Source organism: Trebonia kvetii, assembly GCF_007827045.1.
GTDB classification, from domain to species: domain Bacteria; phylum Actinomycetota; class Actinomycetes; order Streptosporangiales; family Streptosporangiaceae; genus Trebonia; species Trebonia kvetii.
This window is the reverse complement of sequence record NZ_RPFW01000002.1, coordinates 611,762-632,145: the sequence shown is the minus strand read 5'-3', so window position 1 is coordinate 632,145 and position 20,384 is coordinate 611,762. Positions and strand designations below refer to the sequence as shown.

At 71.3% G+C, this 20,384-nt stretch carries 19 protein-coding genes; 8 read left to right on the top strand and 11 right to left on the bottom strand.

Features of this window, described 5'->3' with window-relative positions:
* Positions 1–56: 56 nt before the first annotated feature.
* The 3 genes from EAS64_RS11585 (at position 57) to EAS64_RS11575 (ending at position 3,450) form a co-directional block, all read left to right on the top strand.
* Positions 57–1,202 carry an enolase C-terminal domain-like protein gene (locus EAS64_RS11585; protein ID WP_145852925.1) on the top strand — a complete coding sequence of 382 codons (1,146 nt, stop codon included), beginning with the start codon at positions 57–59 and terminating at the stop codon, positions 1,200–1,202.
* A gap of 195 nt (positions 1,203–1,397) precedes the next feature.
* A complete protein-coding gene (map, locus tag EAS64_RS11580) occupies positions 1,398–2,168 on the top strand; it encodes a type I methionyl aminopeptidase (protein WP_145852924.1) in 771 nt (256 codons plus the stop codon).
* Positions 2,169–2,253: 85 nt separating this feature from the next.
* On the top strand, positions 2,254–3,450 hold the full coding sequence (locus tag EAS64_RS11575) for a M20 metallopeptidase family protein (protein WP_145852923.1): 1,197 nt from the start codon (positions 2,254–2,256) through the stop codon (positions 3,448–3,450).
* A gap of 59 nt (positions 3,451–3,509) precedes the next feature.
* Here EAS64_RS11575 and EAS64_RS44675 read toward each other — a convergent pair whose 3' ends face one another.
* Positions 3,510–3,683, bottom strand: coding sequence for an SbtR family transcriptional regulator (locus tag EAS64_RS44675; RefSeq protein ID WP_222849222.1), 174 nt, complete (start codon positions 3,681–3,683; stop codon positions 3,510–3,512).
* Between the two features lie 12 nt (positions 3,684–3,695).
* Between EAS64_RS44675 and EAS64_RS11570 the strand changes: the two genes are divergently transcribed.
* Positions 3,696–4,121: a nuclear transport factor 2 family protein gene (locus EAS64_RS11570; RefSeq protein ID WP_222849221.1), complete on the top strand. Its 426-nt coding sequence runs from the start codon at positions 3,696–3,698 to the stop codon at positions 4,119–4,121.
* 52 nt (positions 4,122–4,173) lie between these two features.
* Here the strand turns inward: EAS64_RS11570 and EAS64_RS11565 are convergent, their stop codons facing one another.
* The 9 genes from EAS64_RS11565 to EAS64_RS11525 form a co-directional block, all read right to left on the bottom strand.
* On the bottom strand, positions 4,174–4,992 hold the full coding sequence (locus tag EAS64_RS11565; protein ID WP_187365845.1) for a class I SAM-dependent methyltransferase: 819 nt from the start codon (positions 4,990–4,992) through the stop codon (positions 4,174–4,176).
* A 157-nt stretch (positions 4,993–5,149) separates the two neighbouring features.
* Positions 5,150–6,094 (bottom strand): quinone oxidoreductase family protein, encoded by a 945-nt coding sequence (locus EAS64_RS11560; protein ID WP_222849220.1) that lies wholly within the window; start codon positions 6,092–6,094, stop codon positions 5,150–5,152.
* Positions 6,095–6,151: 57 nt separating this feature from the next.
* On the bottom strand, positions 6,152–7,057 hold the full coding sequence (locus EAS64_RS11555) for an HAD-IIA family hydrolase (RefSeq protein ID WP_222849219.1): 906 nt from the start codon (positions 7,055–7,057) through the stop codon (positions 6,152–6,154).
* On the bottom strand, positions 7,054–8,556 hold the full coding sequence (locus EAS64_RS11550) for a biotin carboxyl carrier protein (protein ID WP_145852920.1): 1,503 nt from the start codon (positions 8,554–8,556) through the stop codon (positions 7,054–7,056). Before EAS64_RS11550 ends, EAS64_RS11555 begins: the two co-directional genes overlap by 4 nt.
* Positions 8,549–10,207: an acetyl-CoA carboxylase biotin carboxylase subunit gene (locus EAS64_RS11545; RefSeq protein WP_145852919.1), complete on the bottom strand. Its 1,659-nt coding sequence runs from the start codon at positions 10,205–10,207 to the stop codon at positions 8,549–8,551. The genes EAS64_RS11550 and EAS64_RS11545 overlap by 8 nt, the downstream gene beginning before the upstream one ends.
* Positions 10,208–10,274: 67 nt before the next feature.
* Entirely contained in the window at positions 10,275–10,808 is a 534-nt protein-coding gene (locus EAS64_RS11540; protein ID WP_145852918.1) for an acetyl-CoA carboxylase biotin carboxyl carrier protein, read from the bottom strand.
* Positions 10,799–11,911, bottom strand: coding sequence for a PEP/pyruvate-binding domain-containing protein (locus EAS64_RS11535; RefSeq protein ID WP_145852917.1), 1,113 nt, complete (start codon positions 11,909–11,911; stop codon positions 10,799–10,801). The genes EAS64_RS11540 and EAS64_RS11535 overlap by 10 nt, the downstream gene beginning before the upstream one ends.
* Positions 11,912–11,954: 43 nt before the next feature.
* Positions 11,955–13,757, bottom strand: coding sequence for a PEP-utilizing enzyme (locus EAS64_RS11530; protein ID WP_145852916.1), 1,803 nt, complete (start codon positions 13,755–13,757; stop codon positions 11,955–11,957).
* A gap of 25 nt (positions 13,758–13,782) precedes the next feature.
* On the bottom strand, positions 13,783–15,834 hold the full coding sequence (locus EAS64_RS11525; protein WP_222849218.1) for an acetoacetate--CoA ligase: 2,052 nt from the start codon (positions 15,832–15,834) through the stop codon (positions 13,783–13,785).
* 174 nt (positions 15,835–16,008) lie between these two features.
* On the opposite strand from EAS64_RS11525, the gene EAS64_RS11520 reads away from it, so the two are divergent.
* The 3 genes from EAS64_RS11520 (at position 16,009) to EAS64_RS11510 (ending at position 18,778) form a co-directional block, all read left to right on the top strand.
* Positions 16,009–16,875 (top strand): amidohydrolase family protein, encoded by an 867-nt coding sequence (locus EAS64_RS11520; protein WP_145852915.1) that lies wholly within the window; start codon positions 16,009–16,011, stop codon positions 16,873–16,875.
* A 211-nt stretch (positions 16,876–17,086) separates the two neighbouring features.
* Positions 17,087–17,623: a GNAT family N-acetyltransferase gene (locus EAS64_RS11515; RefSeq protein WP_145852914.1), complete on the top strand. Its 537-nt coding sequence runs from the start codon at positions 17,087–17,089 to the stop codon at positions 17,621–17,623.
* Between the two features lie 297 nt (positions 17,624–17,920).
* Positions 17,921–18,778 (top strand): class I SAM-dependent methyltransferase, encoded by an 858-nt coding sequence (locus tag EAS64_RS11510; protein WP_145852913.1) that lies wholly within the window; start codon positions 17,921–17,923, stop codon positions 18,776–18,778.
* Positions 18,779–18,788: 10 nt separating this feature from the next.
* Here EAS64_RS11510 and EAS64_RS11505 read toward each other — a convergent pair whose 3' ends face one another.
* Positions 18,789–19,322, bottom strand: coding sequence for an Lrp/AsnC family transcriptional regulator (locus tag EAS64_RS11505; protein WP_145852912.1), 534 nt, complete (start codon positions 19,320–19,322; stop codon positions 18,789–18,791).
* Positions 19,323–19,393: 71 nt separating this feature from the next.
* On the opposite strand from EAS64_RS11505, the gene EAS64_RS11500 reads away from it, so the two are divergent.
* Positions 19,394–20,329, top strand: a complete 936-nt coding sequence (locus EAS64_RS11500; protein ID WP_145852911.1) for a DMT family transporter — start codon at positions 19,394–19,396, stop codon at positions 20,327–20,329.
* Positions 20,330–20,384 lie beyond the last annotated feature (55 nt).

The window sequence follows — 20,384 nt, the reverse complement described above, 5'->3', positions numbered from 1 at the left end:
CCGCCTGGCCCGCCGTCCCCTGACGTTCACCGCGCGAGCGAGTAACGTCAGGGGACGTGCGGATCACGGATATCACGGTTGTCCTCCACGAGCGCAGGTCGGTCCCCTCCGCCGCGTTCGGCCCCGCCCGCCCGGTGCCGCTCGGCGTGCTGCGGGTGACAACCGACGAGGGCATCGAGGGCAACGCGTTCCTCAGCTCGCCGGGACCGGGCCCGGCGCAGATCGCCTACCAGATCGTCACCCATATCAAGCCGTGGCTGCTCGGTGAGGATCCCCTCGACATCGGCAGGCACTGGCGGCGGATGCAGAATCAGTTCCATTTTCTGTCGCCGCACGCCGTCGGCACCGTCGACATCGCGCTGTGGGATATCGCGGGCCGGGCCGCGGGGCTGCCCGTGCACCGGCTGCTCGGCACCTGCCGCGATCGCGTCCCCGCCTACTTCTCCTCCGCCAACCACGACACCGCGCAGGCCTACGCCGACGAGGCGGTCTACTGGCAGCAGCAGGGCTGGAAGGGTTACAAGCTCCACCCGCCCCGCGCACCGTGGCTGCCGCCGGACAGCTCGCCCCCTATCGACTTCGACATCGAGGCGTGCGCGGCGGTGCGGGAAGCGGCCGGCGCCGGCATGACGCTGATGCTCGACTCCTCGTGGAGCTACTCCTACACCGAAGGGCTCAGGGTCGGCCAGGCGATCCAAGACCTCGGCTACCACTGGTTCGAGGACCCGTTTCCCACCCATGACATGCACAGCTACGTCCGCCTCGGCAGGCACCTGAGCATCCCGCTGCTTGCCACCGAGATCAACCCAGGCGGCCTCGCCGCGCTGCCGCCGTGGATCACCTCGGGCGCCACCGACTTTCTGCGCGGCGACGTCGTCATCACGGGCGGCATCACCGGGTTGATGAAAATCGCGCACCTGGCCGAGGCGTTCGGCATGAACTGCGAGGTCCACGACTCCTACAATGCGCTGAACAACGTCGCGGGCCTGCACGTGATGATGGCCATCGACAACTGCGACTGGTTTGAGGTCCTCGCGTTCAACCGCGCGGGCGACCACAGCCTCGGCCAGCTCAGTTACGGTCTCACCGAGCCCTTCGCGGTGGACTCCTGCGGCGAGGTGCACGCGCCGGCCGGCCCGGGCCTCGGCGCAGGCATCGACTGGGACCTGATCAACTCCGCCGTGGTCGCCGTCGCCTCCTAGGGACAAATAACCAAGACCAATCAGCACAACGGTTGCGGCTGACTCCGCTCCGCCGGTAACCTCTCGCGGGCCGGCTCGCCGGCACCGCTGCCGGGTTCGTATCCTGGCATGCACTGCCCGGCATCGCCGGCCGCCGCCCGTCGGGTGCCGGCCTTCGGTGCCGGCACTGGGACGGCGCGGGGAGAGGATTTGCCAGTGGTCGAGATCAAGACGCGCGGGGAGATCGACGCGATCGCGGCCGCCGGGCAGGTAGTCGCGGACATCCTGACCGCGGCCAGGTCCACCGCCGCGCCCGGCGTCACGCTTGCCGAACTCGACGCCGCCGCCAGGGAGATCCTCACCAAGGCGGGGGCGACCTCGCCGTTCTTCAACTATCACCCGCGGTTCGCCCCCATCCCGTACCCGGCGGTCATCTGCACGTCGGTGAACGACGCCGCGCTGCACGGCATACCGGGCGACTACCGGCTGCGCCCCGGCGACCTGTTGAGCGTCGACGCCGGCGCGACCCTGGACGGCTGGGTGGGCGACGCGGCGATCTCGTTCAGCGTGGGAACGGCGCACGACGGCGACGCGGAGCTGATCGCGACCACCGAGGCCGCGCTCGCCGCCGGGATCGCCGCCGCACAGCCAGGCGGCAGGCTCGGCGACATCTCCGCCGCGATCGGCAAGATCGGCAAGGCGGGCGGCTACGGCATCTCCACGGACCTCGGCGGGCACGGCGTGGGCCGGACCATGCACGAGGACCCGCACATCCCTAACCGCGGCAAGGCGGGGCGCGGCTTGCGGCTGGTGCCCGGGCTGGTCATCGCGATCGAGCCATGGTTCATCGGAGGCGGCAGCGACGACATCTACCTGGACGAGGACGGGTGGACCATCCGCACGGGCGACGGCAGCCGCGCCGCGCACGTCGAGCACACCATCGCGATCACCGATGACGGCCCGGTGATCCTCACCACCCGCGGCTGAGGCCCGTCTGCTGAGGCCCGTCTGCTGAGGCCCGTTTGCCGGGGCCCCGTTTACCGAGGCCCTTTTACCGAGGAAGGTGCTTGCCGTGACGCTGCTTCAGGAGGCGTCCGCGATCTCCGGCGAGATCGCGGAACTGCGCCACGCCATCCACCGTGAGCCGGAGATCGGCCATGACCTGCCGAGAACGCGGGACAAGGTGCTCGCCGCGCTCGATGGGCTTCCGCTCGAGATAAGCCAGGGCAGCGAGCTCACCTCGGTGACCGCGGTGCTGCGCGGCGGCCGGCCGGGCCCGGTGGTGCTGCTGCGCGGCGACATGGACGCCCTGCCGGTGACCGAGGCGACCGGGCTTCCCTACGCGTCGCGGTTCGCCGGGGTCATGCACGCCTGCGGCCACGACCTGCACACCGCGATGCTGGCCGGCGCCGCCCGGCTGCTTTCCGCGCGGCAGGCCGAGCTGCCGGGCGGCGTGATCTTCATGTTCCAGCCCGCGGAAGAGGGCGGCCACGGGGCCAGGATGATGATCGAGGAGGGCGTGCTCGACGTGGCGGGCAAGCGGCCCGTGGCCGCTTACGGCATGCACGTCCAGTCCCATCAGCTCGGCCACGGGGTGTTCGCCGTCCGGCCGGGCCCGGCGCTCGCGGCCGCCGACCGCCTGTACGTCACCGTGCGCGGCCGCGGCGGGCATGCCTCGGCGCCGCAGCACAGCGCCGACCCGATTCCCGCCGCGTGCGAGATGGTGACCGCGCTGCAGACCCTGGTGACGCGCCGGTTCGACGTGTTCGACCCGGTCGTCGTCACGGTCGGCAGCTTCCACGCGGGAACGACGGACAACGTGATTCCCGACGAGGCAGTGTTCAAGACCACGCTCCGGTCCTTCAGCAAGGTGTCCCGCGACCGGCTGCGGGACGAGACCGCACGCCTGGTACGGGATATCGCCGCGGCGCACGGCCTGACCGCGGAGGCCGAGTACATCCCCGGCTACCCGGTCACGCTCAACGACCCGGCCGAGGCGAGCTTCGCCGGCGAGACCGTCGCCGGCCTGTTCGGTGCCGCGCGGATCGTCACGCCCGCGGCGCCGCTGACCGGCGCCGAGGACTTCTCCTACGTGCTCAACGAGGTCCCCGGCGCGTTCGTCCTGCTCGGCGCCTGCCCGCCGGACGCAGACCCGGCAACCGTCCCCTCCAACCACTCGGCGGCCGCCCGCTTCGACGACGGCGTGCTCGCGGACGGCGCCGCCCTGTATGCCGAGCTCGCCCTGCGCCGTCTCGACGCGGGCGGCTGATCGGTGCGGTTGGCTGTGGTTCCTCGTCCCGCTGCTCGCCTCGCCGGCCACCGGGCTGTTCAGGGCGGTGGCCGCAGCCCGTCGCTGAGCACGGCGAGCAGCCGGCCGGGCAGGTCAGGTCTCGCCGCCGCCTCATGGACGCTGCGCAGCAGCCCCTTGAGCAGCACGACCAGGTCCAGCGTGGTGATGTCCGCGCGCACCGCGCCCGCCCGCTGAGCGCGGGTCAGCAGCACGTCGAGCGCGGCGTGCAGGTCCTCCTGGAGCGAGCCCGCGACCGCGATGGCGTCGTGTTCGCCGACCTGTTCGCCGAGGACGGCGTGCTCACCTACCCGTTCGCGCCGCCGGGGCAGCCCGCGGAACTGCGCGGGCGCGACACCATCCGTTCCTACTTCTCCGCGATGGGACGCGCGCGCGAGCTGTTCGTCCAGGACGGGGTCGAAGCCACCGTCTGGGAGACCGACGACCCGGACCTCGTCATCGCCGAGATCACCCACCACGGCCGGTCGAACGTCACCGGCGGCCCGTACCGGCTCACCGCGCTCGGCTTCATCCGGGTCCGTAACGGCGAGATCGTCCGCTACGACGACTACATGGACCCGATCGCGCTGGCCCGGCTGCTCGGCAGGACCGGCGACCTCGCCGCCGCGCTCAGCACTGGCGGTGCCGCCTAGCGTTCGCCGCCTGGGCAGCCGTCCGCCTTCACCCGCCCGCCGCCCGTCAGGCTCAGCCGGCCGCGGGGCGGATGGCGGTGGCGAGCAGGTGCGGGCCGAAGCCGAGCAGCTCGGGAACGCTTTCCATGGCCCGTGCGGCCTCGAGGATGACGGCGCGCTCCGCCGGGTCGGCCATCCGCGTGTCCAGGTCGGCGAGTATCACCGCCGGCCCTTCCACGCAGACCATGCCGGTGACGTCGAGACCCGCCTCGGTCAGTTCCGCCCGCAGCCCTTCCGGGCGGTGCAAGTAGGAAGTGAAGGCGCCCGGGTGCAGCGGCGGCATGATTCCGGTGCGTTCCGTCTCGTCGATCAGGTCGAGGGCGGCCGGGTACTCGTCGTAGATCCGTTTCGCGACGATGCCGTCGATGCGGAAGGCCCACCGGGTGATCGCCGCGGCGAACAGCGGACCGCCGGGCCGCAGGACGCGGACCGCCTCGCCGATGGCGTCCATCCGTTCGGACCTCGTCACCAGGTGGTACAGCGGGCCAAGCAGCAGGACCGCGTCCACGGAGGCGTCAGGCAGGTCGAGTTCGCGCGCGTCGCCGACGGCGGTCCGGATGCCCGCTATCTCGGCTGCGTCCGCCTGGAGCTGGCTGACGTGCAGCGGCATCAGGTCCCTGTGCTCGACCTGATGGCCGAGCGAGGCGAGCCACAGGGCATAGCGTCCGGGACCGCCGCCGATGTCCGCGATGACGGCGGGCGGCGGCGGCAGGCGGCGCGCCAGGATCTCGGTCGTGCGGAGGAACTCGAGCTGGCCCGCGCCGTCGTTCAGCCTGTCCCGCTCTTCGCCGCGGTCGTAGTACGCCCTGATCGCGGCCTCTTCCATGCCCATGGCACCCGACGGTGACACAGCGCGCCGCGCGTCGTCTATTGATTTAGCCCGCCGTCCGCTGCGCGTGCAGCAAGTCCTGGCCTGCGGCGCGGCTCCATGAGACCGCGGCGTCGTCATGATGGTGGATAGTTCTGCACGCTCCGCTGGCGTGGATGCGTCAGAAGGTCAGCACCAACCGGCCGCGGACCCCGCCGGCCTCAAGCCGACGGTGCGCCTCGGCCGCTCGTTCGGCAGGCAGCACTTCGGCGACACGCACCGTCAACACGCCCTCGCTGACCAGGCCGGCCAGCTCCGCGATCCGGTGTCCCTCGTGCAGGTGCCTGCCGACGAGGACAAGGTGAATGGTGATGTCCCGTTCCGTTGAGCCCGCGAACGGCCGGACCGCGAGCAGCTGCCCGCCGTCGCGGACCGCGGGCAAGATCGCCGGCCCGAGCAGCGCCGCGTCGATGACCGCGTCGACCCCGTCCGGGTACAGCGAGCGGACCGCGGCGGCCATCGGCTCGCCGCGCGGCACCACGTGAGCGGCGCCGAACGACGCGATCAAGGCCTCGTCGGCCGGCGCCGCGTCGCCGATCATCGTCAGCCCGCGGTGCGTGCCGAGCTGGATCGCGTACTGCCCGACGATGCCGGCCGAGCCAGTCACCGCAAGAACAGACCCCGCGGGCAGCGCGAGCAGGTCATATGCCGCAAGGACGGTCAGCCCGTTCATCGGCAGCGTCGCGGCCTCGGTCAGCGCCCAGCCGTCGGGCACCGCCGCGAGCTGATCAGCGTCCACCACCCGGTACTCGCACTGCGCGCCGCCGCCCGGCTCGAAGGGGGAGACCGCGGCCATCACCCGGTCGCCTGCCTGCCACTGAGTCACCTCCGGCCCGGCCGACGAGACCACGCCGGCCAGGTCCATGCCGGGAACGTACGGACCGGTCACCTCGTCCGGCATCGGCCGGAAGCCTTGCCTGAAGCCGATGTCGGTCGGGTTCACGGTGGCCGCCGCCACCGCCACCAGGACCTGCCCTGGTCCCGGCGAAGGCTTCGGCACGCTGACGATGCCGAGCACCGACGGGTCACCGAACTCGGTGCAGCCAACGGCCCGCATGTCCGCCATATTCGTCCTCCAGAAGAAGTGCGAGGGTACGCGGCGGAGCCACGCACCCGTTCGGTGTCAGGGTTGTTGTTCGGCTGCGCGGCACAGGGACAGCAGCTCATCGATGCCGCGCAGGTGCAGATGGGGCCGCTTCTCCGGCGGCACTCGGTCGTAGGCGTCCGGCCCGGTCAGGCCGGTCTGCACAGCGATCGCCAGGGCGTGCCCGCGGTGCGCCATCGGCACCTCGAGCAGCGGGTCGTCGCCGATCACCACCAGGTGACGCGCGGGAACGCCGAGGCGAGCGGATGCCGCGCGCAGCGCGTCAAGCGACGGCTTTCCCGTTATGGTCAGGCGGCAGCCGGTGATCGAGGTGATCATCGCGCAGATCGCGCGGGACGTGCCGAGCGCCCGGCCGCCGGCGGTCGCGAAGAACGGGGTCTGCGACGCCGAGTACAGCGCGGCGCCTGACCAGACCGCGTCGCAGGCGGCCTCCAGGTGCGCCAGCGTGAACTCGCGGAACCAGCCGACGAGCACCGCGTCCACCGCGGCCGGCCCGCGGTCACCAAGACGACCCGCAGCCCTCAACGCGACCGGCGGCACGACCTCGATGCCCGCGGCGCGCAGCGGCCCGGTGAGACCGTCGCCGCCGAGCACCATGACCCGCTTGTAGCCGCGCCTGGTGAACATGACGACCGCGCTGGACGCCGGCGTCATCATCGCGTCGTCCGGCACGTCGAGCCCCGCCTCGCGCAGCACCGCGGCGAAGTGCGCGGGCGAACGGTTGGTGCCGTTGGTGAACACCAGGTACGGCAGGCCGCGGGCGCGTGCCCAGGCGAGCATCTCGACGGCGCCGGGCAGCGGCGTGAGCCCGTGGTTGACCCGGTCGCCGAGCGCAAGCGTGCCGTCCATGTCGAAGATGAACCCGCGGGCGTCCCGCAGTCGGGCGAGCACCTCGTCGGGAATGGCAGCGTCCTGCGCGCTCACGACACGTCCCCGCCTTCCGTAGACATCGAACTCCGCAACGACAGCCGGAAGCCCGGCTTGTCCACCGTCAGCTCCCGTGCCGCAGGGCGTGAAGCAAGCGACCGCAGCAGCCGCAGCACCGGCACGGTGTCCGGGTTGTAGTGGGTGACCGCGGGCCCGGCGGCGACCATCGCGTCGACCTCCGCGCCCGGCATGCCGAAGCGCAGCAGCAGTTCCTCGTCGCTGATCCGGCCGCCGAAGCGCTGCCGCAGCTCGGCCACGGTCAGCGGCGGCGGCTCGGCGGCGAGCTCGTCCGCCCGCGGCCGCCCGAGCACCTTGTCGAGCACCTGGGGGTCGATCGGGGCGGTCGGCTTGCCGAACGTGCCCTGCGCATACCTGATCACCTGGTCGGGCACGTTGTCGTAGCGGCCGCCGCCGGCGGTGACCGACAGCAGGTTCGCCAGCGCCTGCCCGATCACCATCTGCGGGTAGGGCGTCACCATGATCGGGTAGCCGAGCTCGGCCCGCACCTGGGCGATCTGCGCCAGCAGCGCCCCGAACCGGTCGGCGAGCCCGAGCTCGGCAAGCTGCCGCCTGGTGGTCGACATGGTGCCGCCCGCCAGCTGATGGTCCATGAACGCCGCGTCGTAGGAGCCTGGCGTGCCGGGCGGCAGGCCCTCCGCCACGGCGAGCCGGTCAAAGTACCTGGCGACCGCGGTGAGCAGCCGGTCGTCCACGTCAACCGTGTGCCCGGAGGCACGCAGGTTGGCCACCAGGCGTTCCGCGTCGGGCAGTGAGGAGCCGTCGCCGAGGGCGCCGCAGCCGACCTGCAGCACGTGCACGCCGAGTGCGGCGGCGGTGAGGCAGGTGAGCTGCGACAGCCCGAGGGTGGCATGTGAGTGCAGTTCCAGCGGCTTGCCGCCCAGCGCCGCCTGGACGGCGGGGATCAGCGTGCGCGCCCGCTCCGGGGTGAGGATGCCCGCCGGGTCCTTGATGTAGGCGCGGTCGATATCGGCGCAGGCCGCGTACTGCGCGGCGATCCCCGCGTAGAAGGCGTCGTCGTGCACGGCGGAGATCGTGTAGGTGAGCGCGCCGATGACCTCGCGGCCGCCGGCCTTCTTCGCGATCCGCGCGGTGGCGCGCGCCGCGTCCATGTCGTGCGACGGGTCGAGCACGACGAACCGGTCCATGCCGTTGTCGACCAGCTGGCGGTACACGAGCTCGATCACCTCCGGGTGCGCACGCTCCCAGGAGATGAACCGGAACCCGGTCCCGATGAACTGCAGCGGCGTGTCCGGCATGGCGGCCCGGCTGATCCGCAGCAGCGCCCACGGGTCCTCCCGGTGCCTGCGCACCGACATGCCCATCGCGGTGGACGACGAGTAGTCAAGGGCGCGGAACCCGACCCGGCCGAGCAGCGGCGCGATCGTCGCGATGTGCGCGGTCCGCAGCCCCGCCGCACCCCACAGCGACTGGTTGCCGTCCCGTAGCGACACGTCGACCAGGCGGATGTCAGCCACGGGCCGCCCCCGCATCCCCATCACGATCATCCCGAACGGGTTCGGCTGACTCGCCCCGCGCACCGAAACTCCCCGCCGCCTGGCCGGCGCCGCGGCCGGCCGACTGCCCGTCGCCGGCCCTCATGTCGCCGGCCGGCCCCGCGGCGCCTTGCCCGTCGCCGAGGGGATCGCGCGCCAGGAAGCGCCCGAGGTACCCGGTATCCACCCCGCCGGCCGCGAACTCGCCGTCAGCGAGCACCGCCCGCTGCAGGCCCACGTTGGTGGTCACGCCCTCGATCCGGCACCGGCCCAGTGCGTCGCGGAGTTCGTTGAGCGCGTCGTCGCGGTCGGCGCCGTGCGCGATGACCTTGGCGAGCAGCGAGTCGTAGAGCGGCGATACGGCCGCACCCGCCTGGATGTGCGTGTCGACTCGCACCCGCCCGGCGGCGTTCCCGGCCGTGAGGGTCGTCGCGGGGAACACCGCGCGAGTGACCATCCCGGGGCTCGGCAGGAAGTCCCGGCGCGGATCCTCGGCGTTGACCCGCACCTCGATCGCGTGCCCGGCGAACGCGACGTCGTCCTGTGTCAGCCGTAGCGCACGTCCCTCGGCGATCGCGATCTGCTCGGCGACGATGTCGATGCCGGTGATCGCCTCGGTGACCGGGTGCTCGACCTGGATGCGCGCGTTGACCTCAAGGAAGTAGAACTCGCCGCGCTCGGCGTCGACGAGGAACTCCACCGTGCCCGCCCCGCGGTAGCGCAGGTGCCGCCCGAGCGCCACGGCCGCCGCGCGCAGCCGGTCCCGCAGGCCGGCGTCGAGGCCGGGCGCGGGTGCCTCCTCGATCAGCTTCTGGTAGCGGCGCTGCACCGAGCAGTCCCTGTCGCCCAGGTGGATGACGCTGTCGCCGTCGCCGAGCAGCTGCACCTCGACGTGCCGACCGCGCTCGACGTACCGCTCCAGGTACACCCGCGGGTCACCGAACGCGGCCGCCGCCTCCGCGCTCGCCACCGCGACCGCGTGCTCCAGCCCAGCCGGGTCGCGGACCACCCGCAGCCCGCGCCCGCCGCCGCCGCCCGCCGCCTTGACCAGCACCGGATACCCGATCCGCTCCGCAAGCCCGGCGGCGTCCTCGCCGGTGACCTGGTCCGCGCCGGCCTGTTTCGCCGGCCCGCCAGCCAAACCGGGACTGGCCTGCTGAGCGCGCGACTCCATCGCCGCGATGTCGGCGTCGCTGCGGCCAGCTGCCGTCACGTGCCCGCCTGGCAGCACAGGAAGTCCCGCGGCGACCGCGTGCTCCCGCGCCGCGAGCTTGTCCCCGGTGGCCTCGAGCGTCTCCGGGTCCGGACCGATGAACACGACCCCGGCCGCCGCGCAGGCCCGGGCAAGCCGCGCGTTCTCCGACAGGAACCCGTATCCCGGGTGGACGGCGTCGGCCCTGGCGGCCACCGCGGCGCCTGCCACCGCGTCCACGTTCAGGTAGCTCGCGGCGGCCGGAGCGGCCCCGACGCCGATGACCCGGTCCGCGAGCCGCGCCGCCAGCGACGCGGCGTCGGCCTCCGACACGGTGAGCACGGTCTCGATGCCGAGCCGCCGGAAGGTGCGGATCACCCGGACGGCGATCTCTCCCCGGTTGGCGACAAGCACCCGCCGCAGCACCCGCCGGCCACTCACTCCGCCGCCGCCCGATCCGGATAACAGCAACAAGCGCTCGCGCGCGTCCTGGGCGGTTGGCGGCTGATCACGTGTCCGGCTCAATCAGCAGCAGGGTGGTGCCGAGCGGGGTGAACTCGCCATTGTCCGCGCAGATCCTGGCCACCCGGCCGGCCGTGCCCGCATGCACCGAGTTCATCAGCTTCATCGTCTCCACGATCGCCACGACCGTGTCCGGGCTGACCGCGTCTCCCTCCCGCACGTACGGGTCGGCGCCCGGCCGCGGCGCGCGGTAGAACGTCCCCGGCAGCGGCGCGGTGACCGCGACGAGGCCGTCCCTGCCGTCTTCCCCTGCCGCATCGCCGCCGGCCGGCCCGGCCGCGGCGCCGCTGGCGGCGGCAGTGGCATCCGCCGCTGCCGCGGACGCGCCCGCTGCGCGAGCCCGCGACGCCGCCTCTGCCACGACGGGCTCCGCGCGCACCTGGCTTTCCTCGGTCCAGCCGCCGCCCGGCGCGCGGCGCAGCGTCAGCCGGAACCGCGGCGTCTCGACGTCGAGCTCGTCATACGGCAGCGAGTCGAGCAGCGCGAGGATCTCGGCGACGTCGTCGTTGCTCAGGTCCATCGGTTCTGCTTCCCGAACAGGGCCAGCACGTGGTCGGCCGCCCGGGGTTTCGGCGCGCCGGCCGGGCCGGTCTCGCGCGCCGCCCAGACGGTCTCCGGCCGGGACTGCAGCAGCACGATCCTGGCTTCCGGCGCGGACTCGCCATCCAGTACGGCCCATTCGATGTCCTGCGGCGTGCCGTAGTGCGCCTCGACGCGGCGAGCCGTGTCGGCAAGGGCGCGGATCTCGTCGTCGGTCAGGCAGGGCGCGTCGCGCAGTTCGGGCGGCGTGTCGCCGATGAGCACGCCGGCGCCGGAGGGAGAGTCCGCGGCGGGGAACGGCGGAGCCGCGAACCCGTTCGGGATGTAGCGATGGGTCTTCAGCTTGGCGGAGACGCGCCGGGCGGTGATCTCGCCGGTGATCTTGCTGATGACCCACGAGTCCGGCGTCACGTCGCCGGCGACGAGCGCGGAGCCGAGGCCCCAGGTGCCCTCGATGGCCACCACCGAACGGTCGCCGGAGACCGGGGACCTGGTGAACAGCACGCCGGCGGCGCGCGGCGCGACCATCGTCTGCACCACGACGGCCATCGACAGTCCGGCCTCGTCCAGGCCGAGCCGGCGCCGGTAGGTCAGCGACTCGTCATTGAACAGCGACGCCCAGCAGCGGACGACGTGTTCAAGCACCGCGGGCGCGCCGCGGATGCCGAGGTAGGTGTCCTGCAGCCCGGCGAAGGAGGCGTCGGCGCTGTCTTCGACGGTCGCCGACGAGCGCACCGCGACGTCCGCGCCTGCTGCCGGGCCGCCGGCGCCGCCAAGCGCCGCGTATGCCTCGCTGATCGCGGCGGCGACGTCCGTCGGTGGTGCCGCGGCGCCGACCGCAGCGCGCAGCCGGGCGCCCGCCGCGGCGATGCCCGCCAGGTCGGCGGCGTCGAGCCGGGATACCTCGGCGCGCAGCGTTCCGCCGGGGTCGATCGCGTCCATCGCCGCGGAGAACCCCGCAACGGTGACCGCGAACCCGGGCGGCACCGCCACCCCGGCCCGGATCAGCTCGCCGAGGCTCGCCGCCTTGCCGCCGACCGCGCCGGCACCGCGCGCCGAGGCGAGCGTCACCACGAAACTCATCCGCGGCTCCCAGTCACACAATCACCAGTCACGAGGCCTCCCGTCACGAGAGCACCCGTACCCGGCCGCGGTCGCCGTCTACGCGGATCTTGTCGCCAGTCCTGATCCTCTTGGTCGCGTCTCCGGTGCCGACGACGGCCGGCAATCCGTACTCGCGGGCGACGATCGCGGCGTGCGACATCGAGCCGCCGATGTCGGAGACGGCCGCCTTGATCTTCGCGAACACCGGCGCCCAGGACGGGGCGGTGACCGGGACGACGAGGATCTCGCCCTCGCGCAGTTGGCTCATCTCCGACACGTCGTGCAGCACCCGGGCGATGCCCTCCACGACCCCGGACGACGCGGCGACGCCGACCACCTCGTCGGGGTCGGGGTTGAGCCAGGACGCGACGCGCTCCTGGGTGATGCCCCACAGCATGCGCACGGCGGGGTCGTTGAGCGCCTCGGGTACCGGGCCGAGTGCGGGCGGCGGCGACCAGCCCTTGAGCACCTCGATCATCGCCTTGCGCTCGGCGATGATCGGCTGGAAGTGCCCGGCGCCCAGCGGCGGCGTGCCCGCCGCCCAGGCGAGCGATACATCGGCGAGCGCCTGGTCGATCTCGGTGTGGTGCAGGTGGAACACGTCGTCGGTCGCGGCGATCACGCCCTGCGCGGCGAGCAGCGCGCCGAACGCCTTTACCTTCTGGAAGAACCTGGTGGTGAACCAGTGCTCGCAGTAGAACTTGTGGTCCTCGACGAACGGGAACACCAGGCGGCACAGGCCGAGCATCTGGTCGAAGGCGGCCTTCTCGTCGTCGCTGCCAAGCAGGTCACGGTAGCCGTTGGCGATCCGCTCGCGGTCGGCGGTGAGCTGCTCGGTCGGGCGCGGCGCGATACCGCCCGCCTTGACCGCCGCCACGTAGCCGGGCAGCGCGGTGAACGGCACGGTCAGGTCGTCGTTCCAGGACAGGTGATGGTGGTAGAAGCCGTCACCGGAGGAGACGTGGAACCACGGGTCGCGTGCCTTGCCGAACGCGTCCAGCCAGCGCGCGCCGGCCTCGCCGCGGCCCTCGAGCGCGGCGAGCACCTCGGCGGCGACGCAGCCCTGGGTGAACAGGTCGTCCACGCCGAGTTCGACGGCGAGGTTGGCCAGGCCCTTGAGCTCGTCGTCCGGCCGGTACATGATCACGTCGATGCCGGCCACCATGCGGCCGATGGTCTGGTCGCTGATCTCGGGGAACGCCTGCTGGCAGAACTGGAAGAAGACGACGTAGGCGCCGTAGCCGAGCATGAGCATCTCGGTGTGGTGGTGCCACATCTTGGAGTACAGGGCGAGCACCCGGTGGAAGTTCTCCTGCAGGTAGTGGTTCTGCGCGATGCCGACCGCGCCGAACACCACGTCGGCGGGCTCCCACTCGGGCAACTGCGGCACGTCGATCGACTCGATCTCGGCGATCAGCGCGCGCAGCCGGTTCTTCCACCCCTCGTACAGCGCGTCCCAGTTCTCGAAGTAGTACCCGGCCCGCGGCCCGAACTCCACCGCGCGCCGCTCGATCTCCGCCGGGTCGAGCACCGGGTTGGCGGTGATGTAGATCCGGCCGTTCACGATTCTGTGCTCGATGCCGAGCGTGGTCGGCAGCACGAACAGCCGCGCCGTGTTGGCGCCGATCGCCTGATACGGCACCTCCCCGGTGATCGTGTCGAAGGCCGGCATCGGCTCGGGGAAGTGCATCGAGTTGTAAAACCAGAAGCGCTTGTCGTCGTCCGGCTGGAAGCGCGTGAAGTACTGGTACATGGAGCGCCAGTTCTCCGCGCCTGGGACGTCGGCGATCTGCGAGGGCAGCGGGAAGCCGGTCTGTTCCGTCATTGGAACTCCCCTGGTCGGGACAGCCTTACATCTTGTAATCGTGCTGGGTGCGCGCATAGTCGATGAACGCGTCCAGGGCGGACGCATCGGCCATCGCGCTCGTGTTGGCGGCCTTCTCGAGCGGTATGCCCATCAGCAGCCGGCGCACGGGGACTTCCAGTTTCTTCCCGGTCAGCGTCGTGGGGATGGCGGGCACTTGGATGAACTTGTCGGGGATGTGCCGCGGCGTGTACTCGCGCCGCAGCCGCGTCTTGATCTCATTCTCGATCCGCTCGTCGAGCGTGACCCCATCGGCCAGCTTGACGAACATCGGCATGAAGAAGTGCCCGCCAGGCAGGTCGAGGTTGACCACGATCGCGTCGTCCACCTCGGGGATGCCCTCGAGGACGTTGTAGATCTCGGCGGTGCCGATCCGCACGCCGAACCGGTTGAGCGTCGCGTCGGACCGGCCGAGGACGAACGTGCCGCCGCGCGGCGTGACCCGGAAGAAGTCGCCCTGCCGCCAGACGCCTGGCCAGGTGTCGAAGTAGGTGTCCTTGTACCGGGTCATGTTTTCGTCGTCGCCCCAGAACTTCACCGGCATCGACGGCAGCGGCCTGGTGATCACCATCTCGCCGACCTCGTCCACGACGGGCTGGCCCGCGTCGTTGAACGCGTACGCGGCGACGCCGAGGTTGCGGTGCTGGTGCTCGCCCGCGTAGGTGGGCAGGGTGCACGACCCGCCGGTGAAGCCGGAGCACACGTCGGTGCCGCCGGAGCCGACGTGAAGCCACAGGTCGCGCTTGACGTTGCGGTAGAACCAGGCGTACACCTCGGGGCTGACCGGGGAGCCCGCGAGCATCACGCACTCCAGGGCCGAAAGGTCGTACTTGTTCCTGGGCACCACGCCGCGCTTGGACAGCATGTCCGCGTAGGCGGGCGACCCGCCGAACAGCGTCACCTTCGCCTCGGCCGCCATCCGCCACAGCGCGTCCGGCTCCGGGTAGCCGGGGTTGCCGTCGTAAAGCAGCGGTTTCACGCCGAGCACCAGCGAGCTAACCATGAAGTTCCACATCATCCACCCGGTGGTGGTGTAGAAGAACAACACGTCGCCAGGGGACAGGTTCATATTCAGCCGCTGCAGCTTGAGCTGCTCGAGCAGGATGCCGCCGTGGCTGTGGGTGATGGCCTTCGGCAGTCCGGTGGTGCCGCTGGAGAACAAGATCCACAGCGGCATCCCGAACGGTCCGTGGTGATACGCGAAGTCTTCCGCGGCCACCGGGGGGTGGTCGAGCAAGGCGTGCCAGTCGTGCGCACCCTCGGCCGGCGCGGGAACGTCGCCGAACGGCAGGTAGATGACGTGCTCGAGGCAGGTGAGGTCGTCGACGATCTGCCGCATCTCGCCGGAGCGGTCGTAGGCCTTGCCGTTGTAGGCGTAGCCGCCGGTGCAGATCAGCACCGTCGGCTGCAACTGACGGAACCGGTCGAGCACGCCGCGCCAGCCGAAGTCGGGTGACACGCTCGTCCAGATCGCCCCGATGGACGTGGTGGCCAGCATGGCGATGACCGCCTGCGGGATGTTCGGCAGCGTCGAGGCGACCCGGTCGCCCGGCTTGACGCCGAGCTCACGCAGCCTGGTCGCGAGGATCCGGACGGCGGGGCCGAACTCGTCCCAGTACATCGGGGTGACCGGCACGGTCTCCGAGTGGTAGTACAGCGCCACCTCGCCTGGAGCCTCGCGCCGCATCACGTTCTCGGCGTAGTTGAGCCGCGCGCCGGGGAACCACTGCGCGCCCGGCATCTCGCGCTGGCCGAGCACGGCGGTCGGCTGCGCGGCGGCGGCGATGTCGTTGTAGTCCCAGATCGCTTGCCAGAAGGCGTCGGTCTCGGTGACCGACCACTCCCAGAGATCCGGGTAGTTCGTGAACGCCAGTCCGCGGTTTGCCTCCAGCCAGCTCATGAACGCGGTGATGTTCGCGTTCGCGACCCGCTCGGGTGTCGGTGTCCACAACAGGTCGCCAGCCCGCACGTGGCCGGTCACCGGGTCGTTCGCGGACAGGTCCATAGGCACGCTAAGGGAATCGACGGCATCACTCACATGGCAGAGGTTCGCATAACGGACGAGTCGTCGGCAATGGCGACGCCTACTAGTTAACCCCTCGTGATCTTGGGGGCGGGCCCAGTGCTTCGCCGGCCGGGCCGCGAGATGGCTTTCCTGATCAGGCGGCATGGTAGACATTCCGCGCGATGGGAGACGTGTACCATGCCATGAATGCAGACCGATTCACTCGCCGCCATCGATGTGCACGTGCACATCGAGGTTGACGGGCATGGCCACTACTCGCTGGACCAAGAGCTGATGGACGCCAGCGCCAAGTACTTCAGGGCCGACCATGACCGCACGCCGACGCTCGCGCAGATCGCCGACAGGTACCGGTCGCTGAACATGGCGGCGGTCGTCTTCACGGTGGACGCGTCGACCGCGACCGGCCACCCGCCGATCTCCAGCGCGGAGATCGCGGACGAGGCGGCCAAGCACGCTGACGTGCTGATCCCGTTCGGTTCCGTCGACCCGCTGCGCGGCGCGGACGCCGTGGCGCAGGCGCGGTCGCTGGTTACCCAGCACGGGGTGAAGGGGTTCAAGTTCCATCCCTCGCTGCAGGGGTTCACGCCCAACGACCCGGCCTTCTACCCGCTGTGGGAGGCGATCGAGTCCCTCGGCGTGCCGGCGCTGTTCCACAGCGGGCAGACCGGGATCGGCGCGGGCATGCCGGGCGGACGCGGCATCAAGCTGCGGCTGTCGGACCCGATGCTCGTCGACGACGTGGCCGCGGACTTCCCCGGGCTGACCGTGATCCTGGCTCACCCGTCGGTGCCGTGGGCCGCTTCCTCGATCTCGATGGCGACGCATAAGGCCAACGTGTTCATCGACCTGTCCGGCTGGTCGCCCAAGTACTTCCCGCCGGACCTGGTCCGCGCGGCCAGCTCCTACCTGCAGGACAAGGTGCTGTTCGGCACGGACTTCCCGCTGCTGACCCCGGAGCGCTGGCTGCGCGACTTCGAGACGCTCGACGTCAAGCCCGAGGCGAGGGCCAAGATCCTCAAGGCGAACGCGGTCAAGGTGCTCGGCCTGGCCTAGCAGGCGTGAATTCATTAATAAAACGTACACATCGTGGGGTCAACTCGACGAGCCCAGGCGCACCAACCCGGTGGACGTGGTCGGTTATCCCTGACCGCCTGACAGGCCGGCCGGGGTGAACGGCCCCGGCCGGCCGCCAGCGGCCGCGGGGCCGGGATTATGCGGCGATCCCGGCCACGCGCCATGTCCCGGGCTTCGATAGGGTCACCGCATGCTCCGTGGAGAACTGACCCTGCTGCGGGCGCGCACGGCGGATGACGCGAGAAGCCTGCACGACGGCCTCTATGAGGACGTGGACAACTACGTGCGGGCCGATACCCGGCCGTGGATCCCGATACCGTTCGGTCCCGCCTCGCCGCACTGGCCCGGCGACGCGGCGCCGTCCGCGCAGGACGCCGCGGTGTTCGCGGTGACCGAACTGGCGAGCGGCGAACTCGCGGGCGAGGCGCTGCTGTGGGGGATCGACGTGCACAACCGCTCCGCGCACATCGGGATCTCGCTGCTGCCCGGCTGCCGGGGCCGGGGCCTTGGCAGGGACACGGTGCGGGTGCTGTGCCGCTACGGGTTCGCGATCCGCGGCATGCACCGCATCCAGATGGAGACGCTGTCGGACAATCGCGCGATGATCGCCGTCGCCGAGGGCCTCGGCTTCACCCGCGAGGGCACCATCCGAAGCGGGTCCTGGGTGAACGGGGCATGGGCGGACGATGTCCTGTTCGGGATGCTCGACACGGAGTTCAGCGGCTGAGTTTTCGCCTCACGGTAGAGATCATCCACAGGCGCGCATGCTTATGCACAATGCTTTGCGCATGTCGCCGCGCATCGGCATCGATGAGTACGCACAGGTTATCCACGGTTATCCCCACCTCTAGCCACAGGGTTCGCCGGCGTGGTGCACACGGTTACCCACAGGGGCTGTGGAAAACTTTTCGCGGCACCCTCCGGCGGCGGGCCATGAATTCTTATAGAACTGTTATCCCATTAGTGATGCGCAAAATTCATCCATATGTTATGATGTTCGAATCCGCGCATAACCTTCTGTGTCATGGACAATGAACCGTCGGGGACCGCGCTTACCGCCGCGGCGGCGCGCGCCGCGCACCTGATCGTGGACGACGAACCGCGGATCTTCGCCGACCCGCTCGCCGCGGCCCTCCTTGGCGATCGCGCGGCGGAACTGACCGGCTATCACACGCTGCATGGCACGCACCCGGTGCTGGCTGGCGCGCGCGTCCAGGTGACCTGCCGCAGCCGCTACACCGAACAGGCCCTGGCACGGGCAGCGGCGGGCGGTGTCCGGCAGTACGTGATCCTCGGCGCGGGCCTGGACTCATTCGCCTATCGCGGCGGCTGCGACGGCTCGCTGCGCGTCTTCGAGGTGGATCACCCGGCCAGCCAGGACTACAAGCGCGCGGCGCTCGCCGTCGCGAGGATTCCCGTACCGGGCGGCGTCACGTTCGTCCCGGCCGACCTGGCGGCCGACTCGCTGGCCGGATGCCTGGCCGACGCCGGGTTCGACGCCGCGGCCCCGGCGGTGGTCGGCTGGCTGGGCGTCACGATGTACCTCACCGCAGCGGCCGTCACCGCGACGATGACGGCGATCGCCGGCCTCGCCGCGGGCAGCGAGCTGATCGCCGACTACATGCTTCCCGAGGGATCGCGGGACGAGGCGGGTGCGCTGTACGGCACGCTCGTCGCGCAGGCGTCCGCCGAGCGGGGCGAGCCGTGGCTGTCCTGCTTCACCCCGGCCGAGATGGCGGACATCGCCGCGCGCGCCGGATTCGGCGACATCCGGGCCGTCAGCCAGCGGGACACGATCCCCGCGCGGTTCTGGCGGCGAACCGACGCGCTCAAGCCCGCCGCGCTCGCGATGCTGTTCCACGGCAAAGTGCCGAGCCGCTGAGCAGGTTTGGCTAGCCCGCGCCGCCGGCCAGGGGCCGCCGGCCGCCGCGCCGGGACGGGCGCACCGGGCCGGGCACGGGCGCCACGCCGAGCGGCAGCGGTGACGGCGGCTTGACCTCCGCGAGCCGCAGGTAGGTGACGAGCCGCTGGCCGCCGCGGGCGGACAGCGACGCGAGCACCCGCTGCAGCTCGGCGACGTCGCGGGCCACGATGTTCAGCAGGTAGTCGGTCTCGCCTGCGATGCTGTCCGCGGCGATGACCTGCGGCAGCTTGCGGACGTGCTCCTCGAAGGCGGCGCTTGACCTGGCATCGTGCCGCCCCATCGCCGCCGTCACCCACACCTGCAGCGGGAATCCGGCAAGGCCCGGGTCGACGTGCGCCCGGATGATCCGGATCACGCCGGATTCCTTGAGCGAGCGCACCCGGTGCAGCGTGGCGGCGGGAGACAGCCCGGTCAGCCGGGCGAGCTCCACGTTGGTGCGGTCGGCGTCTGCCTCCAACGCCGAAAGCAGCTGAATGTCAATTTCATCAAGCTTGATGGGCACAATGCCAAATTATATTTAGTGGACAACGTTAACTAGCAAACGATGGCAGGGTCAGCGGCATCCTTAACGGCATGAGGACTCTTCGCCTTCCCGCAGCAGCCGGCAGCAGCCGGACCCGTGCCGTCGCGGCGCTCGCCGCGGCCGGCGTGGCCTGGGGAACGAGCGTCCCGTTGTCCAAGTCGGCGCTTGCCTGGCTTCCGCCGGCCTGGCTGGTGGTCGTCAGGTTCGCGATCGCCGCCGCCGTGCTGCTCGCCACCGTGGACAGGAAGGCGCTGCGCGCGGCGTTCCGCGCCCCGGTGCTCGGCTGGGGCGCGCTCGGTCTCGGGGGCTCCGTCCTCGTGCAGAACGCCGGCATCGGCATGACCAGCGTCACGCACGCGTCGCTGCTGATCGGCTGCGGGCCTGTGCTCGTCGCCGTCATCGCCGCGCTCTGGCATCGCGACGTGGCACGCCCCGTCGCCTGGGTGGGCTTCGCGCTGTCGCTCGGTGGTGTCGCCGTCGTGGCGGGCGGCCAGGGCGGCGGCGCGAGCGGGACCGGCGACATCATCGTCCTGGCTTCCGCGATGGTCGCGGCGACGCTGACCGTCGCCCAGGGCAGGCTGCTCAGGGACCAGGACCCTGCGGCGATCACCGCCGTGCAGTTCCTCGGCGCGGCCATCGGCGCCCTGCCGGTCGCGCTGATCACCGAGGGCCTGCCGCACGCTCCAGCCGCCGGCGGACCGGGCATGCTCGCGGTGCTCGCCGTCCTCGGCCTGGCCGCCGTCGGCACCCTGGCGCCGTTCACCCTGTTCGCCTACGGCCAGCACAAGGTCTCCACCGAGGTGGCAGGCGCCTTTCTCAACCTCGAGCCCCTGGTCGGCGCCCTGATCGGCGTCCTCGCCTTCGGCGACCCGGCCGGCCCCCGCCTGGCCCTAGGCGGCGTCGTCATCCTGGCTGGCATCGCCATGAGCAGCCTCCCGGCGCTGCGCGCCGCCGAACACAAGGCCGCTCTCGCCACGTCCGGTTAGTGCCACGTCCGGCAAGCGGGCAGCGAGGTCGCTGAGTGTTCCCAGGGGCGGGCCC